13 protein-coding genes are annotated in these 16,854 nt (G+C 69.4%); 3 read left to right on the forward strand and 10 right to left on the reverse strand.

Annotated features, from left to right (window positions below; translation table 11 throughout):
* Positions 1–27 precede the first annotated feature (27 nt).
* Entirely contained in the window at positions 28–450 is a 423-nt protein-coding gene (locus tag NBW76_RS11920; protein WP_235492951.1) for a very short patch repair endonuclease, read from the forward strand.
* Here the strand turns inward: NBW76_RS11920 and NBW76_RS11925 are convergent, their stop codons facing one another.
* From NBW76_RS11925 to nrdR, 3 genes are all read right to left on the reverse strand, one after another.
* Positions 451–1,755 carry a DNA cytosine methyltransferase gene (locus tag NBW76_RS11925; RefSeq protein WP_056554307.1) on the reverse strand — a complete coding sequence of 435 codons (1,305 nt, stop codon included), beginning with the start codon at positions 1,753–1,755 and terminating at the stop codon, positions 451–453.
* 109 nt (positions 1,756–1,864) lie between these two features.
* Positions 1,865–4,789 carry a vitamin B12-dependent ribonucleotide reductase gene (locus tag NBW76_RS11930; protein WP_056554304.1) on the reverse strand — a complete coding sequence of 975 codons (2,925 nt, stop codon included), beginning with the start codon at positions 4,787–4,789 and terminating at the stop codon, positions 1,865–1,867.
* Positions 4,790–4,895: 106 nt separating this feature from the next.
* The gene (nrdR, locus tag NBW76_RS11935) at positions 4,896–5,384 is read right to left on the reverse strand and encodes a transcriptional regulator NrdR (RefSeq protein ID WP_055967602.1); all 489 of its coding nucleotides are present in this window, start codon (positions 5,382–5,384) and stop codon (positions 4,896–4,898) included.
* 391 nt (positions 5,385–5,775) lie between these two features.
* Between nrdR and NBW76_RS11940 the strand changes: the two genes are divergently transcribed.
* On the forward strand, positions 5,776–6,189 hold the full coding sequence (locus NBW76_RS11940; protein ID WP_056554300.1) for a VOC family protein: 414 nt from the start codon (positions 5,776–5,778) through the stop codon (positions 6,187–6,189).
* Positions 6,190–6,199: 10 nt separating this feature from the next.
* Here the strand turns inward: NBW76_RS11940 and NBW76_RS11945 are convergent, their stop codons facing one another.
* Together NBW76_RS11945 and NBW76_RS11950 are read right to left on the reverse strand one after the other, a co-directional pair.
* Positions 6,200–6,946 (reverse strand): type 1 glutamine amidotransferase, encoded by a 747-nt coding sequence (locus tag NBW76_RS11945; protein ID WP_056554297.1) that lies wholly within the window; start codon positions 6,944–6,946, stop codon positions 6,200–6,202.
* Between the two features lie 25 nt (positions 6,947–6,971).
* Positions 6,972–7,361 carry a LysM domain-containing protein gene (locus NBW76_RS11950; RefSeq protein WP_082481901.1) on the reverse strand — a complete coding sequence of 130 codons (390 nt, stop codon included), beginning with the start codon at positions 7,359–7,361 and terminating at the stop codon, positions 6,972–6,974.
* A gap of 379 nt (positions 7,362–7,740) precedes the next feature.
* On the opposite strand from NBW76_RS11950, the gene lexA reads away from it, so the two are divergent.
* A complete protein-coding gene (gene lexA, locus NBW76_RS11955; protein ID WP_055968558.1) occupies positions 7,741–8,517 on the forward strand; it encodes a transcriptional repressor LexA in 777 nt (258 codons plus the stop codon).
* Positions 8,518–8,616: 99 nt separating this feature from the next.
* Here the strand turns inward: lexA and NBW76_RS11960 are convergent, their stop codons facing one another.
* The 5 genes from NBW76_RS11960 to dapF all read right to left on the reverse strand — a co-directional run bounded on the left by NBW76_RS11960 (position 8,617) and on the right by dapF (position 16,852).
* Positions 8,617–10,530, reverse strand: coding sequence for a hypothetical protein (locus tag NBW76_RS11960; RefSeq protein ID WP_056554294.1), 1,914 nt, complete (start codon positions 10,528–10,530; stop codon positions 8,617–8,619).
* Between the two features lie 73 nt (positions 10,531–10,603).
* Positions 10,604–12,457 carry a carboxypeptidase-like regulatory domain-containing protein gene (locus NBW76_RS11965; protein ID WP_162239212.1) on the reverse strand — a complete coding sequence of 618 codons (1,854 nt, stop codon included), beginning with the start codon at positions 12,455–12,457 and terminating at the stop codon, positions 10,604–10,606.
* 121 nt (positions 12,458–12,578) lie between these two features.
* A complete protein-coding gene (locus tag NBW76_RS11970; protein WP_056554288.1) occupies positions 12,579–14,522 on the reverse strand; it encodes an ATP-dependent DNA helicase in 1,944 nt (647 codons plus the stop codon).
* 81 nt (positions 14,523–14,603) lie between these two features.
* Positions 14,604–16,025 carry a GTPase HflX gene (hflX, locus tag NBW76_RS11975; protein WP_056554285.1) on the reverse strand — a complete coding sequence of 474 codons (1,422 nt, stop codon included), beginning with the start codon at positions 16,023–16,025 and terminating at the stop codon, positions 14,604–14,606.
* Entirely contained in the window at positions 16,022–16,852 is an 831-nt protein-coding gene (gene dapF, locus NBW76_RS11980; RefSeq protein ID WP_055967583.1) for a diaminopimelate epimerase, read from the reverse strand. The genes hflX and dapF overlap by 4 nt, the downstream gene beginning before the upstream one ends.
* Positions 16,853–16,854: the final 2 nt, after the last annotated feature.

Consider the following 16,854-nt stretch of genomic DNA (forward strand, 5'->3'; position numbering starts at 1 on the left):
GGAGCTCCTATAGGAGATGATCGAGCGGTGGACGAGCCTGAAAGAGCGAGTCCAGGCGGGTGGCTGTCGAAGAAGATGTCAGTCCTCGCGCGGAGCGACACGGCGCCCGAGCTCGCGCTGCGCCGGGAGCTGCACGGTCGCGGTCTCCGATACCGGGTGCAGATGCATGTTCCAGGAAACCGGCGACGCCGAATAGACGTGGCGTTCACGAGGGCGAAGGTCGCAGTGTTTGTGGACGGCTGCTACTGGCACGGGTGTTCGGAGCACGGGACACGACCGAAGACGAATCGCGAGTGGTGGGACTGGAAGATTCAACGTAACCGCGACCGCGATGCTGACACAAACCGATTGTTGGACGAGCAGGGCTGGACCGTCGTGCGGGTGTGGGAGCACGAGGACCCCGCGGCTGCGGCCGACCGCATCGAGCAACTGGTGAGACCGACGGTCTAGTCAGACGTCGTCGATCGACTCCGGAGTCGCGTCGAGTACGTTGACCCACCGATCGCCAGCGCGGGTCATCTCTGCGCGTGCCACGTGGTAGACCACTCCCGCGTTCACGCCGTTGCCCAGCTGCTTGTAGGACGCCGAGTCAGGCTGTCCCGGGAACTCAAAGGATTCGGGGAGGCCTTGCAGGCGGGCCGCTTCACGGGGCGTGATGCGCCGGAGCGGGCGCCCGAGAATCGTCGTCTGCGTGATCGCGACGAGTGCGGGAACGTACGTCGGCTTCTTGACTCGGATGCCCGACGGCCTGAAGTGCATGATGCAGTCCTCGAGCGAGACTGCGTCCTGCGCCTGCCACTCGAACTTCCGGCGGGACGCCGGCATGTCCTCCAGGTCGTCGAACTCGGCGAGCCACTGGTTGAGAAGATCCTCGTGCTTCGTGTAGAACTCTGCGTTCTTCCGAAGGAAGTTGGCCTTCCAGGCCGGGGTTCCCTCGGGGATGACGAGACTGTCGATGTGTCGGAAGTGGTCGACCCAGATCGGGAAGCCGGGCAACTTGTCGACCCCAGCGGCGCGGAGTCGCAGCACGAACTCGGACCACACGTGGACCCAGTGCTGCTCGCTCGGCGTCAGCTCGTAGTTCGCCCGGTCGGCGATCTCGTCCTCGTCCTGCAGGTAGTCCTGCAGGACCCAGTCCTGCGGGTTCCAGCCGTCGATTGGGCGGTTGCGGACGACCGGCTCGACCTCATCGTGAGAGTGCTCCGGGCCCACGTAGGTTCCGACGATGAAGACCCGCTCACGAACCTGAGGACGTCCGCCCATCGAGGGCGGGAGGAGATGGGGAGAGAACACGGCCGGCGTAGAGCTGACCCGGTAGCCGAGCTCCCGCAGCGAACGGATGATGACGTCCCACTCGTGGGTGTGGCGCGGTCCCGCAATGTTGCGCACGTTCTCGAGCAGAACCAGGGACGGCCGGTGCTCCTCGAGGATGCGCAAGATGTTCCAGAAGAGGGTCCCCCGCGCCTCGTCCATGCCGCGCTGGAAGCCGGACTTGCTGAAGGGCTGGCACGGGAAGCCCGCGGCCAGGACGTCGTGCTTCGGCACCTTCACGACCGGGTCGGTCTCCGGGACGATGTCGCCCGCGACCTCCATGTCCCAGTTGTGCTGGTAGATCTTCGCCGCAGCCTCGTCGATCTCCGAGGCGTAGACGCACTCGCCCCCGAGCGCGCTCAGGGCCGCGTGGAAGCCGCCGATGCCGGCGAAGAGGTCGATGAACGTGAAGGCTGGCTCTGCTGCTGCCGTGTTCGAGCTCATGTTCGACATCCTAGGTTCGCGTTCCGACACGACTGGTGATTGACGGGGTGTGTCTGTGGACGAGCCCCCCGACCCAATCGGATCAGGGGGCTCGTCCACGGACCTTCGATCAGCTGCAGCCGCTGGTGCTGCCGCAGCCCTCACAGACGTGGCAGGAGCCGGCGGGGCGCATCTTGGTGCCGCAGGTCATGCACAGGGGCGAGTCGACCGCGGAGCCGGTGATGGCCTCGAGGAGCTCGGCCGACGTGTGGGCCGTCTTCGGAGCAGGCTTGGCCGTGTCGGCCTGGGCCTGCTCGGCGGTCACGTCGTCGGCGACGGGCGAGGTCGCGGCCTCGGCGGTCGCGGCCTCCTTCAGCGTCTCCGGCTCGGTCTCGACGAGCTCGGCGGCCGTCGTGCCCTTGCTGATCGGCTGGTGGCTGCCCGTGTCGAGGTAGCGCTGACGCTCCTCGGCCGAGTGGATGCCCATCGCCGAGCGCGTGTCGAAGTCGATGTAGTCCAGCGCCAGGCGGCGGAAGACGTAGTCCATGATCGACTGCGCCATGCGGACGTCGGAGTCGTCGGTCAGGCCCGCCGGCTCGAACTTGAGGTTCGTGAACTTCTGCACGAACGTCTCGAGCGGCACGCCGTACTGCAGACCGATCGACACGGCGATCGAGAAGGCGTCCATCACGCCGGCCAGCGTCGAGCCCTGCTTGCCCAGCTTGAGGAACAGCTCGCCCAGCTCGCCGTTCTCGTGCGCACCGGAGGTCATGTAGCCCTCGGCACCGCCGACGCTGAACGACGTGGTGATCGACTGGCGCGACTTCGGCAGACGACGACGGATCGGCTTCTCGACGACGACCGTCTTGACCTCGGCCGCACCCTCGGCAGCCTTGGCCGACGTCTTGTCGTCCTGGCTCTTCTGCGAGGACAGCGGCTGGCCGACCTTGCAGTTGTCGCGGTAGACCGCGAGAGCCTTCAGGCCGAGCTTCCAGCCCTGGAAGTAGACGTCGGCGATCTCCTCGACCGTGGAGGTCTCGGGCATGTTGACCGTCTTGGAGATGGCGCCGGACAGGAACGGCTGGGCCGCCGCCATCATCCGCACGTGACCCATGGGCTTGATGGCCCGGTCACCCACGGCGCAGTCGAAGACCTCGTAGTGCTCGGGCTTCAGGCCGGGGGCGTCGACGACGTGACCCTTCTCGGCGATGAACTCCATGATCGCCTCGATGGTCTCGCCGGTGTAGCCGAGCTTCTTGAGCGCGATCGGGACCGTCTGGTTGACGACCTGCATCGAGCCGCCACCGACGAGCTTCTTGAACTTGACCAGCGAGAAGTCCGGCTCGATGCCGGTGGTGTCGCAGTCCATCATGAAGCCGATGGTGCCGGTGGGCGCGAGGACGGACGCCTGGGCGTTGCGCCAGCCGTTCTTCTCGCCGATCTTCAGGTTGTCGGCCCACTGCTTGGTGGCCTCGCGCTGCACGGCGATGTCCATCGAGTGCAGCGTGCGGATGTCGTCGTTGGCGGCGAGGTGCTTGCGCATGACCCGCGTGTGCGGCGTGGCGTTCTGCTTGAAGCCGTCGTACGCACCGACGACGCCGGCCAGCTCGGCCGAGCGACGGTAGGAGGTGCCCGTCATGAGCGACGTGATCGAGGCGGCCAGCGCGCGGCCACCCTCGGAGTCGTACGCCAGGCCCGAGGCCATGAGCATCGCGCCGAGGTTGGCGTAGCCGATGCCCAGCTGGCGGTAGGCGCGCGTGGTGTCGCCGATCGCCTCGGTCGGGAAGTCGGCGAAGCAGATGCTGATGTCCATCGCGGTGATGATCAGCTCGACGCTCTTGACGAACTTCTCGACGTCGAACGTCGTGCCGTCCTCGGACAGGAACTTCATCAGGTTGAGGCTGGCCAGGTTGCAGCTGGAGTTGTCCAGGTGCATGTACTCCGAGCACGGGTTGGACGCGGTGATGCGGCCCGTCTCCGGCGTGGTGTGCCAGTCGTTGATCGTCGAGTCGTACTGGATGCCCGGGTCGGCGCAGGCCCAGGCGGCCTTGGCGACCTTGCCCCACAGCTCGTTGGCGTCGATCTCCTCGATCACCTCGCCGCTGGTGCGGGCACGCAGGCCGTAGGAGGTGTTCTCCTCGACGGCGCGCATGAAGGCGTCGTCGACACGGATCGAGTTGTTGGCGTTCTGGTACTGGACGCTGGTGATGTCGTCGCCACCGAGGTCCATGTCGAAGCCGGCGTCGCGCAGGACGCGGATCTTCTCCTCCTCGCGCTCCTTGGTCTCGACGAACTCGACGATGTCGGGGTGGTCGATGTCGAGCACGACCATCTTGGCCGCACGACGCGTGGCGCCACCGGACTTGATGGTGCCGGCGGACGCGTCGGCGCCGCGCATGAAGGAGACGGGGCCCGACGCGGTGCCGCCGGAGGAGCGCAGCAGCTCCTTGGACGAACGAATGCGCGACAGGTTGAGGCCGGCACCGGAGCCGCCCTTGAAGATCAGGCCCTCCTCGCGGTACCAGTTGAGGATCGAGTCCATCGAGTCGTCGACGGCGAGGATGAAGCACGCGCTGACCTGCTGCGGGCTCGACGTGCCGACGTTGAACCACACGGGGCTGTTGAAGCTGAACACCTGGTGCAGCAGCATGTGCGTCAGCTCGTGCTCGAAGACCTCGGCGTCGGCGTCGGTGGCGAAGTAGCCGTGCTCCTTGCCGGCCGCGGTGTACGTGAGCACGACGCGGTCGAGCAGCTGGCGCAGGCTCTGCTCACGCTCGGGCGAGCCCACGGCGCCGCGGAAGTACTTGGTGGTGACGATCGTGGAGGCGTTGACGCTCCAGAAGTCGGGGAACTCCACACCGCGCTGCTCGAAGACCGTCTCGCCGGTCTTCCAGTTGGTCTGCACGACGTCGCGACGCTCCCACGTCACGGCGTCGTACGGGTGCACGCCCTCGGTCGTGTACACGCGCTGGATGCTCAGGCCCTTGCCGGCCTTGCTCCCGCGCGTCTTGCCGGACTGTGCCCGGCCCGTCGATCCGTCGACCGTCTCCGTCATGTCGTGCTCCTGTGTCGCTGCTGGTGTGTGAAAGGTCGTGCGTCCCGCCCCGTGGCACGGGACGAGGTCGTTCAGGGTGCCGGTGCCGCCCGTGGGCGGCGGGTGGTCAGGGAAGCTGTCGTGCGGTGTGCTCGGCCAGCTCGCCGTCTGCGGCGCGGGCCATGAGGACGGCGATCTCGGCGGCGAAGTCGTCCACCGAGTCGAACGCCTTGTAGACACTCGCGAAGCGCAGGTACGCCACCTCGTCGAGGCTCTTGAGCGGGTCGAGGATGGCCAGGCCGACCTCGTGGGCCGCGATCTCGGCCGCCCCGCTCTCGCGCAGTGCGTCCTCGACCTGCTGGCCGAGGCGTGCGAGGTCGTCGTCGGAGACCGGACGGCCCTTGCAGGCCTTGCGGACGCCCGAGATGGCCTTGTCGCGGTTGAAGGGCTCGGTGGCCCCCGACCGCTTGAGGACCGTCAGCTGCATCTGCTCGATGGTCGTGAAGCGCTTCTCGCACGCTCCGCAGACCCGACGACGCCGGATGGCGCCGCCCTCCTCGGCCACCCGGGAGTCGAGCACGCGGGTGTCGGGGTTCTTGCAGAACGGACAGTGCACGATGCTCTCCTCTCGGGCTGATTTCTTCGCGGGATCTGGGGACAACCTGGGGATGCAGAGGTGGATGGCCCGGGATTCCTGTGGGTAAGTCCCCCGTCCCTGTGGGACTAGATGTGGAGAACTACATCGGTGTAATCACTAGATGTAGTGGCTACCGTACGCCTGCACACCAGGTCATGCAAGCAAGTCTGACGAGTTGCGCAGACAAATCTGAGAGCTCGATGTTTGCGCAGGTCAGCGGCCTCTCGAGTCACACGAGTCCCAGGTGTCACGGCGTGTCCCGGTGCGTCCGAGGTGGAACCACCCCCTCCTCGCCCAGGACGTACCCGGTCCCGAAAGGCTCTCACCGGATTCTCTTCCTCTCAGGAACAAAAGGGAGGACGATGACCGCATGACCATGCGACTGAACCCGTACCTGAACTTCCGCGACGAGTCCCGCGAGGCGCTCGAGTTCTACCAGTCCGTCTTCGGCGGGACGATCGAGGCGATGACCTTCGGCGAGGGCGGAATGTCCGACGACCCAGCCGTTGTCGACCTGCTGATGCACGGGCACCTTGTCACCGACGCCGGCTTCGACCTGATGGCCTCCGACACTCCCCCGGGCGGCGACCAGCCGTCGATGGGCACGGCCATCAACGTCACCCTCAACGGCGACGATCCCCGCATCCGCGACTACTGGGCCGGACTCAGCGAGGGCGCCGAGATCGTGGCACCGCTCGAGCGTGCACCGTGGGGCGACGAGTTCGGCCTGCTGAACGACCGCTTCGGCGTGGCCTGGCTGGTCAACCTCGCCGCGAGCCAGTAGCGGCCGACCCTCACACGGGGCGGGGCACCGACACGCCGAGGTGGTCGAGCGCGGCGTCGACGAGCGCGAACGCGGCGAGACGGCTGCGCGTCGCGTTCGCGAGCGCCTGACGCTTCAGCTCGCTGGGCTCCGACCCGCTCACCCGCACGAGGTCGGCGCTCTCGTCGACCCAGCGGCTGAAGGTCTCCGGAGTCACCTCGGGGTGGAACTGCCAGGCGATCACGCGGGCGCCGAAGGCCTCGTCGACGAAGCACTGCGGGCCGAACCACGAGCTGCCGATCACGCGCGCCGTGGGCGGCGGGCTCAGCACGTCCTGGTGGAACTGGCCCCACGGCCCCTCGGGGCAGAGGACCTCGTCGAGCGTGTCGACGCGGCGCCACCCGATCTCGGCACCGTCGCCGCGGTACGACGTGCCGCCGAGGGCACGGGCCACGAGCTGGGCGCCGTAGCAGATGGCCATCACGGGGACGCCCGACCCGAGCGCCACCCGCACGACGTCGGACTCCGCCTCCACCACGTGGGCCCAGCGGGGCTCGTGCGCCGAGCGCTCCGAGCCGAGGCTGAGGACCAGGTCGACACCGGTCGCCGACCACGGGGAGTCGATCGTGTCGCGGTCGATCCAGGTCAGCTCGGCGCCGTGCTCCCGCAGCCGCTCCGTGACGTAGCCACCGGAGCGGTCGGTGTCATCGGCCAGCACGTGGACCTGCAGAGGGCGGTCCGCCGGCGTCGGGCCCGGGTTGGTGGAGGCGTCGTTCATGCCCCCATGGTGCCGGACGGGCCCGTCACTCGTAGACGGGCACCGCGAGGTCGGAGCCGAGCTGCAGCGCACCGGCGCTCGGCAGCGAGTTCATGCGCATGATGTCGTCGACCGTGTCGCGCACGTCGCCCTCGGGGTTGGCGTCGGCGGCGATCTGCCAGAGCGTCTGCCCCTCCTGCACGGTGACGACCGTGGTGGCGGGAACCGCGCCCGCGTCTGAGGTGGCGACGGTGGAGGAGCCGAGAGCGACGACCGTGACCGCCAGCGCCGCGATCACGGCGAGCAGGAGCACGAGGCGGCCCCGACGGGTCAGCCGGACCGCAGCCGGCTCGGTGGTGCTGCGCGGAGCCGCGGCGATCCCACGGGAGAACGACGGGGCGAAGCGGCTGGTCTCGTAGACGGTGATGGTGCTCATGGTGACCTCCGGGGAAGGGAGAGGAAGGAGTCTTGGTGTGTCGATCGAGCACCTGCCGATGTCATTCGAAGGTCGATGCTCCGGGGGCGGTGGTGCTCCGCGGATCCGACGAACAGATGTTCGATCGAACACGTGTACGACAGTAGGGGAAGGCGCCGACAAAAGCAGCCCCCTTTCGAACAGGAATCCGAACGGACAGCAGGATTGCCCGTCATTCCAGTGAAAGAATCTTCGACACCATGTTCGACTGTGACGCGTCGCACGCGCCTGACGGCGTCCCGAGCGCCGTCGCGGAACCATCGAGCGCGCCGTTCGAACGCGCGACACGCTGTCGAACATGTGTTTGTAAACGTCCGCGCAGAGGTCTAGCGTGGGCATCATGAGCGACGACAGCACCCTCGACCCCTCCGCCGACGCGCCGCGTCGGGGCCGCCCGAAGGGTTCACGCAACTCCGTGCGTGAGCTGCCCGACGGTCCCGTCGACGAGATGACCGGCCTCACCGGCCGGCAGCAGAAGATCCTGCACTTCATGCGCGACCAGATCGAGCAGCGCGGCTACCCGCCCAGCATGCGCGAGATCGGTGGCGCCGTCGGCCTGGCCAGCACCTCCTCGGTCGCCCACCAGCTGCGGGTCCTCGAGCGCCTCGGCTACGTCAAGCGCGACCCGAATCGCCCGCGCGCGATCGAGATCTTCCTGCCCGAGGTGGTCAAGGCGCGGCGCACGCTCAGCTCGGCCGACGACTCCGAGGTCGACGAGACCGGCTTCGGCGACCAGCGCCCCGAGGCCACCTACGTGCCCATGCTCGGTCGCATCGCCGCGGGCGGTCCGATCCTGGCCGAGGAGCAGGTCGAGGAGATCTTCCCGCTCCCCCGCTCCCTCGTCGGCGACGGCACGCTGTTCCTGCTCGAGGTGCGCGGCGACTCCATGGTCGACGCGGCGATCTGCGACGGCGACTACGTGGTCGTCCGCCAGCAGCCGGTCGCCGAGAACGGCGAGATCGTCGCCGCCATGCTCGACGGCGAGGCCACGGTCAAGACGTTCCAGCGCAAGGACGGCCAGATCTGGCTGCTGCCGCACAACGACGACTACTCCCCCATCGACGGCAACCACGCCACGATCCTGGGCAAGGTCACGACGGTGCTGCGCCGCCTCTGACACCCACCGTCAGCGCTCATCACCCACGAGGCCCTCTCCCGTTCACGGGAGAGGGCCTCGTGGTGCGTCGGCGCCCGAGCGGTGCCGGGCGAGCTGTGCTCAGCTGCGGAAGTTGAGCGTGCCCACGCTGTAGGACTTGCCGGCCGTGACCCGCTTGGTCTGCGTGCCCTTGTGGGTGCGACCGATGCCGCGCCACGAGTCACCGTTGACCAGGACCCGGTAGTTGCCCGACTCGAGGCCGCGGATGACGAAGCGGCCCGAGGAGCTCGTGTACGCCGAGCGCATCACGAGCACGCCCTGCGTGGAGTACACCGAGACCAGCATCTCCTTGTTGCTCTTGCCGCCGATCCGCGAGACCTTGCCCGAGATCGTGGCGCCCTTGCGCAGCTTGGAGGTGTTCGACGTGGCGTCGCCGTTGTTGATGGTGACGAGCTTGTAGTCACCGGCGCTCTGCGCCACGCAGGCGTCGCGGTACATCCAGCCCTTGTAGCCGCTCGGCGGCTTCTTGGCCTTGAAGCCGTAGCGGTACGACGTCTCGTACTCGGGGTAGGCGCCGTTGACGGTCTTCCAGCGCTCGCTGCCGCGCTCGCCACCCTTGTGGTAGAGGTAGTTGTCCTTGTAGATGCTGGGGTACCAGGCAGAACAGCCCGTCCGTCGCCCGACCTCGACCCAGTACTTGCCGTTGCGCAGACCCTCGAACTGCTTGAAGCCCGAGGAGTTGGCGTGGCCGGCCGTGATGATCGGGCGGTCCAGGATCTTGGTGCCGGGCACGTACTCGCGGACCGTTGTCCAGGTGTCGTGCGGCTTGATCGACGACGTGTAGGTCGCGTCGGTGTCGAAGCCGAGCGCGTGCTTGCCGGAGTCGAGGTTGGCGGAGATGGCGGCCGACAGGCCGCCGGTGCCGTAGGAGATCAGGTCGTCGTCGCTCGCGGAGTAGGTGTACTTCGTGGCGGCGTTGCAGCTGGCGTACTGGCGCCCGCCCGTCGTGATGACGCCGGCCCGGTTGGTGCCCTCGTGCGAGACGAGGTAGCGCGAGTCGCCGTTCTGGCTCACCGGGAGGAACGTGATGTCGTAGCCGCCGGACCCCGACGTCGTGTCGGCGCCGTACTCGTTGGCACAGAAGGGCACGTCGAGACCGCGCAGGTCCGAGGCGCGCGTCGGCCGGGTGACGGGCGGGGCGATCACACGCACGTCGGTGCCGGTGGACCCGGCCCCGCTGAGCGTGCCGGCGATCCGGCCGAACCGGAAGTCGGCCACGAAGTCGTTGTACTTGGTCACCGAGGCCGCGTGCGCCTCGCTGACGCGCTTGCCGCCGCCGGTGGGCCGTCCGTCGGTGCCGCGCCAGAACCACTCGCGGACCGTGCCGTCGACCCGCGCCCGGATGCTCAGCCGGTAGCCGTAGGACGCGGCGTTGTTGGTGCCGAGCGAGACGGCGCCGAAGTCGTAGGTGCCGTTCGACGCGACGTCGACGGTCTTGAGACGACGCGAGACGAGTCCGCTGACGTTCCAGCTGGTCACCTGCACGTCGGTCACGCGGCTGCCGAGGCCGGGGCCCGACACGGTGCCCTTGAGGTTCCGGCTGGCCTGGGTCCGCTCCAGCGTGATGGTCTTGTCACGCGCCGAGGCACCCGAGGGGTAGACCCGCAGCGTGCGCTCGAAGGTGGTCCCCTGCTGGCCGGGGGCAGAGCCGAGGCCCGTCGGAGCCGTGTTGCCCTCGTCGCCCAGCCAGTAGACGGTGATGTAGCCCGCACTGTTGCCCTTGATGCTGTACGGCCAGTTGACGTACCGGGTCTGGCCCAGGATCGCCGCACGACCGGAGCAGGTCTTCGACCCGTTGCAGCGCGCGTAGATCTTGACCGGACGGTGTCCGGCCGAGTTGGGCGAGCCGACGGCGACGATGTTCGACCGCGCCTCGATTCCGGTCGCGGCCTGGGCGGTGGAGGCGCTCAGCCCGACGAGGGCGCCCGTCGCGACGAGCACGGCAGACAGCAGGACGGCGGTACGACGGAACATCAATTCCCCGAGAACTTCGATGGCAGGACCGCTGCACTGTACCAAGCCCGGGCCTGGTAGCCCGGTTCCGTCGTCAGCCCTTGAAGCGCAGCGTGCCGGCCGAGACGTTCTTGCCCGCCTTGGCCTTCACCGACTTCTTGCCGGAGAACGAGCGGCTGATGCCGCGCCAGGAGTCCGCGTTCACGACGATCTTGTAGGAGCCGCTCGCCAGGCCGCGGATCACGAAGCCACCGCTGCGGCTGCTGTAGGCCGAGCGCAGCACCTTCTTGCCGTCGGTGGAGTACGCGGTCACGAGCATCTCCTTGTTGGACTTGCCGCCCACACGGGTGACCCGCCCGGAGATGGTGCCGCCGCGGGGGTTCGTGACGTCGACCGTCCGGTCGCCCGCACCCACCGTGATCAGCACGTACTTGCCCGCGCCCACGGCCTTGCACACGTCGCGGTACATCCAGCCCTTGTAGCCCTTCGGGGGGTTCCGCTTCACGTAGCCGTAGCGGTAGGACGTGGAGTACTCCGGCACGCTGCCACCCACGGTCTTCCAGCGCTCACTGCCTCGCTCGCCACCCTTGTGGTACAGGTAGTTGTTGGAGTAGATGCTGGGATACCAGGCCGAGCAGCTGGTCCGGCGACCCACCTCCACCCAGTACTTGCCGGGGCGCGCGGCGAACGTCTTGTTGCCGCTGCTGTTGGCGTAGCCCTCGGCCACGATCGGCGACTCAAGGATCTTGCGGCCCACGGAGTACTCGCGCAGCGTGGTCCAGCGGTCGTGGACCGAGCCACCCTTCAGCGTGTTGCCGTTGATCGTGAGGCTGCGCTGGTCCGCCGACGTGCTCACGTCGCCCACCGGGAGCGTCTCGGATCCCGAGGGGAAGCCGAGCAGGTCGGACATGTCCCGCGTGTACTTGATGGCGGCCTGGCAGCTGTCGACGACGTTGCCGTCAGAGATGATCACGGCGCCGCGCAGTGCGCCGGCCGGCTCGAAGTCGACCATGTAGCGGTACCGCACCGCGTCGGGGCGCGGGACGAACGTGACCGAGTAGCGGCCGGCGTCGTCGGTGCGCACGCGCCCGAACTCGTTGGCGCAGTAGGGCACGTCGAGACCGCGCCGGTCCGACGAACGGCTCGGGTAGGACGGCGGCGGGGTGAGCACGCGGACGTCCGCACCCGCCGAGCCGGTGCCCGTGAGGCGCCCGCTGACCGTGCCGTAGGCGAAGTCCGCCTGGAAGTCGCCGGCCTTCTGCACGCGCACGACGGCGGCGTCGCGGATCCAGCCGCCACCGCCGTCGGCAAAGCCGGACCCCGTGGTGCTCCCCAGCCAGAACCACTCGCGCTCGGTGCCGTCGACCACGGCCGAGACGCTCAGGCGGTAGGCCGCACCGGGACTGTTGTTGCGGCCGAGGGCGGAGGAGCCGATGTCGAAGCGCCCGTCGGAGCCGACGGGCGCCGTGCTGACCCGGCTGCTGCGCAGGCCGCTGACGACCCACTTGGAGACCTGCAGGTCCTTGATGCGCGACGACGCGGGACCGCGAACCTGGCCCTGGATCCGACGGCTGTAGATGCGCGGCTCGAGCCAGATCGACTTGCTCTTCTTGGACGCACCCTTGGGGGTCCAGGTGAAGGTCCGCTTGAACGCGTCGATCTTGCCGAGCTCGGTCGGCTGGGCCGCCGCCTTGTTCCAGTAGGCCTTCAGGTAGCCGCTCTTGCCGCCCTTGATCGAGTAGGACGTGGTCTTGACCAGACCGCCCTGCACCAGCGTGGCCGTGCCCGAGCAGGTCTTGGAACCCTTGCAGACCGCGTAGAGGTAGAGGGGGTGGTGACCCGTCGAGTCAGGGCGCTCCACGGCCACGACGTTGGAGCGGACCTCCAGACCGGTGGCGGCCTGGGCCGTCGACGGCACCGCCACGACGAGGGTGGAACTGACGATCAACGCGACAGACGCGGCAAGACGGCGCATGGAGCCCCGAGCCCTTCATACGTGGGGATGACGGCTCAGCGTACCCCGCGCGGACCACGTCCGGGTGCCAACTGGGCGAACGGCCGACGCGTCGTCAGTCGTCGAGCCGACGCAGGGCCCCGAGCACGGCGTCGCGGTCGGTCGTGCGCCACAGCGGAGGCAGCGAGGCGGCGAGGAACGACCCGTAGCGTGCCGTGACGAGTCGGGGGTCGAGCACCGCCACGACGCCCCGGTCGGTGGTGCGCCGGATCAACCGCCCCGACCCCTGTGCCAGCAGCAGTGCGGCATGGCTGGCCGCCACGGTCATGAACCCGTTGCCGCCGCGCTTCTCGACCAGGCGCTGACGGGCGCTCATGAGCGGGTCGTCGGGCCGCGGGAACGGGACCCGGTCGATGATCACGAGCCGGCAGGTGTCGCCCGGCAGGTCGATGCCCTGCCACAGGCTGAGCGTGCCGAACAGGCTGGTGCGCTCCTCCTCGGCGAAGCGCCGCGTCAGCTCGGACAGCTGCGCGTCGCCCTGGCAGAGGATCTCGTGGTCGGGTAGGCGCGTGCGCACTCCCTCGGCTGCGGCCTCGGCCGCACGTCGCGACGAGAACAGCCCCAGTGTCCGTCCGCCTGCGGACTCCAGCAGGGCCGCGATCTCGTCGAGCTGGGCGTCGGTGATGCCGTCGCGACCCGGCGGCGGCAGGTGCTTGGCGACGTAGAGGATGCCCTGGCGGCGGTAGTCGAACGGTGAGCCGACGTCGAGACCGGTCCACACCTCGGTGTCCCCCGGGCGGAGCCCGACGGCCGCGGCGACGGGGTCGAACCCACCGCCGACGGTGAGCGTGGCGCTCGTGAGCACCACCGTCTTCTCCTCGAAGAGCTTGTCGCGCAGGCTGGCCGAGACGTCGACCGGAGCGACGTGAAGCACCGGACCGCGGGTGTCGGAGAGCCACAGCACCTCCGTCTCGCGCAGGCTCGCCATGCGGTCGGCGACGAGACGCACCTCCTCGAGCCCGGCCTTCGCCTGCTGGCGGGAGGCGTCGGCCTCGCCGTCGGACTTCTCTCGCGGGAAGGCGGACAGGCAGGCGCGGGCCATGTCACGGACCCGCGCGAGCGCCTCGGCCAGCTCGTCGTCGAGCGCGTCGATGCGTCCGACGTCGACGCGGGCCAGGGCGGCCGCCAGGGCGTCGGCAGCCTCGTTGAGGTCGTCGGTCTCCCCGTCGGTGTGGGGGCGGGCGCGCCGGGCGGCGCGCTCGATGCCCGCCGGGTCGAGGTCGGACGTGGCGGCCTGCGTGACGCGGGCGGCGAGCTCGTGCGCCTCGTCGACCACCACGGCGTCGTACTCGGGGAGCATCGGCACGCCGTCGATCGCGTCGATGGCCAGGAGCGCGTGGTTGGTGACGACGACGTCGGCGTGCTGGGCGGACTCGCGGGCCAGCTCCGCGAAGCACTCCGCGGCGTGCGGGCAGCGCGTGGCACCCACGCACTCGCGGTGGTTGACACTGACCTGCCGCCAGGCGCGATCGGTGTGCGACGGCGCGGACTCACGGTCGCCGTGCGCACCGTCGCCGCTTCCCGGCTTGCCCGCAAGGTCCTCGGCCCACTCGCGCAGCGCCAGCACCTCTGCGCCGAGGCTTCCCTCGGGCAGGTCGACGAGAGCACCCTGCTCGTCGGGCACGCCCTCGCGCACGCGGTGCAGGCAGGCGTAGTTGGCGCGACCCTTCACGACGGCGTACGACGGCGTGGTGCCCATGGCCTCGCGTGCACCCGCGACCAGGGCCGGGAGGTCACGTTGGACGAGCTGGTGCTGCAGTCCGAGCGTCGCGGTGGAGACCACCACGCGGTCCTGGTGGAGCAGGCTGGGCACGAGGTAGCCGAGCGACTTGCCGGTGCCCGTCCCGGCCTGGACCAGCAGGTGTCGACCCGAGCCGAGGGACTCGGCGACGGCCTCCGCCATGGCCACCTGACCTGGGCGTTCCGTGCCGCCGAGGGCGCCGACCGCGGCGTGCAGGACCTCGCGGACGCTGGGCTCGGCGGAGGGGCTGTCGGGCATGGTGGCGAGCCTAGACGGACGCCCCGCGCCGGTCCGGCCCCCGTCCACAGCCGAGTGCGCCGGCGCCGGCGTCGCCCGGCCTCAGAGCTCGTTGAGCTGGTGCGCGAGCTCGTCGGAGACGCGGGCGACGAGGTGCGTGCCGTCGGACGCGTGGTCGAGGGTCTCGATCTCACCGGTCTGGTGCACGAGGCTGAGCAGGTCGCCCCGGTCGTAGGGCACCACGACGTCCACCCGGGCCTCCGGGCGAGGCAGGTCCGCCTCGACCGCCGCGAGCAGCTCGTCGATGCCCTGGCCCGTGCGGGCACTCACCAGGACCGCGTGCGGCTCGCGGGCGAGCAGCTGCTTGACCATCATCGGGTCGGCGGCGTCGGCCTTGTTGAGCACGATGATCTCCGGGACACCGGTCGCGTCGATCTCGGCGAACACCTCGCGCACCGCAGCGATCTGCCCCTCGGGGTCGGGATGGGACGCGTCGACGACGTGGAGCACCAGGTCGGACTCGGCCACCTCCTCCAGCGTGGAGCGGAACGCCTCGACGAGCTGGTGCGGCAGGTGGCGCACGAAGCCGACGGTGTCGGACATCGTGTACACACGTCCGTCGCTGGCCTGGGTCTTGCGGGTGGTGGGGTCGAGGGTGGCGAACAGGGCGTCCTCGACGAGCACGCCGGCGCCGGTGAGCCGGTTGAGCAGGCTCGACTTGCCCGCGTTGGTGTAGCCGGCGATGACGACGGCGGGCACGGCGTTGCGCCGACGCTGAGCCTTCTTGATGTCGCGCGTGGTGCGCAGCGCCTTGAGCTCACGGCGCAGCTTGGCCATCTTGGCCTGGATGCGGCGGCGGTCGGTCTCGAGCTTGGTCTCACCGGGGCCACGGCCACCGATGCCCTCACCGCCGGCGGCACGGCCACCGGCCTGGCGCGACAGGTTGCCACCCCAGCCGCGCAGACGCTGGGTCTGGTACTGCAGCTGGGCCAGCTCGACCTGCGCCTTGCCCTCCGCCGACTTCGCGTGCTGGGCGAAGATGTCGAGGATCAGGGCGGTGCGGTCGACGACCTTGACCTTGGTGCGGTCCTCGAGGTTGCGCAGCTGGCTGGGGGCGAGCTCGCCGTCGCAGATGATCGTGTCGGCGCCGGTGGCCTGCACCGCCGCCGTCAGCTCCTCGACCTTGCCGCTGCCGATGAAGGTGGCCGCGTCGGGTCGCTGACGACGCTGGAGCAGCGCGTCGAGCACCTCGGAGCCCGCGGTCTCGGCGAGCAGCTTGAGCTCGGCCAGGGAGTTCTCGGCGTCCTCGGCCGACCCGTCCGTCCACACACCCACGAGGACGACGCGCTCGAGCCGCAGCTGCCGGTACTCGACCTCGGTGATGTCCTCGAGCTCGGTGCGCAGACCGGCGACGCGGCGCAGCGATTGGCGCTCCGCCAGCTCGAGCCCCTCGTGGGCGCCCTCGGTGGCCCGCTGCGACTCGGCGTCGACGTCGGGTCCGGGGGTGGGGGTAGATCGACTCATGCCATCCATTCCATGTCGCCACGGGCGACGATCTCGGCGGGACCGGCCAGCAGCACGCGGCCGTCCGCGGTCCAGGTGACGCGGACCGTGCCGCCGGGCACGTCCACGCGATAGGTCGTGGGCAGGGTGTCGGCCTGCACCGAGGCGGTCGCGACGGCTGCAGCACAAGCACCGGTGCCGCAGGACCGCGTCTCGCCGGAGCCGCGCTCGTGCACCCGCATCGCGATGTGGTGGTCACCGCGGACGTCGACGAACTCGATGTTCACGCCGTCGGGGTACACCCGCGAGTCGTACTCGGGCTCGGTGAGCAGGGAGCCCGCGTCGTCGAGCCGGTCCACGAAGGCGACCGCGTGCGGGTTGCCGGTGCGGACGCCGACGGCCTCCCAGGCGCGCCCGTCGACGACGACCTTGCTGCCCTCGACGAACGTCGCGCCGCCCATGTCGACGACGTAGTCGTCGCCGTCGAGCGTGACGATCTTGTCGCCGTCGCGGGTGCCGACCACGACCGGCTCGCCCCCGGGCACGAGTCCTTCGTCGAGCAGGTGCCGGGCGAACACGCGGACGCCGTTGCCGCACATCTCGCTGACGGTGCCGTCGGCGTTGCGGTAGTCCATGAACCACTCCCCTGCGCTGCCGGCGGCCTGGGGCTCGTCGAGCGCGGCCGACCGCACCACGCGAAGCACGCCGTCGGCGCCGATGCCGGTGCGTCGCGCGCACAGCGCCGCCACGAACGCGGGATCGAGGTCGCCGTGCACCGTGCCGTCGTGGTCGGGGAGCAGGACGAAGTCGTTCTCGGTGCCGTGCCCCTTGAGCCAGGGGAAAGTCATGA

This window comes from Aeromicrobium sp. Leaf245, from assembly GCF_942548115.1.
Classification (GTDB): Bacteria; Actinomycetota; Actinomycetes; order Propionibacteriales; family Nocardioidaceae; genus Aeromicrobium.

Bases quoted from the DNA above. Each gene is read 5' to 3' on its own strand.
- NBW76_RS11925 (WP_056554307.1), bottom strand. From the start codon at position 1,755: ATGAGCTCGAACACGGCAGCAGCAGAGCCAGCCTTCACGTTCATCGAC.
- NBW76_RS11930 (WP_056554304.1), bottom strand. From the start codon at position 4,789: ATGACGGAGACGGTCGACGGATCGACGGGCCGGGCACAGTCCGGCAAG.
- NBW76_RS11940 (WP_056554300.1), top strand. From the start codon at position 5,776: ATGACCATGCGACTGAACCCGTACCTGAACTTCCGCGACGAGTCCCGC.
- NBW76_RS11945 (WP_056554297.1), bottom strand. From the start codon at position 6,946: ATGAACGACGCCTCCACCAACCCGGGCCCGACGCCGGCGGACCGCCCT.
- NBW76_RS11950 (WP_082481901.1), bottom strand. From the start codon at position 7,361: ATGAGCACCATCACCGTCTACGAGACCAGCCGCTTCGCCCCGTCGTTC.
- lexA (WP_055968558.1), top strand. From the start codon at position 7,741: ATGAGCGACGACAGCACCCTCGACCCCTCCGCCGACGCGCCGCGTCGG.
- NBW76_RS11960 (WP_056554294.1), bottom strand. From the start codon at position 10,530: ATGTTCCGTCGTACCGCCGTCCTGCTGTCTGCCGTGCTCGTCGCGACG.
- NBW76_RS11970 (WP_056554288.1), bottom strand. From the start codon at position 14,522: ATGCCCGACAGCCCCTCCGCCGAGCCCAGCGTCCGCGAGGTCCTGCAC.
- hflX (WP_056554285.1), bottom strand. From the start codon at position 16,025: ATGAGTCGATCTACCCCCACCCCCGGACCCGACGTCGACGCCGAGTCG.
- dapF (WP_055967583.1), bottom strand. From the start codon at position 16,852: ATGACTTTCCCCTGGCTCAAGGGGCACGGCACCGAGAACGACTTCGTC.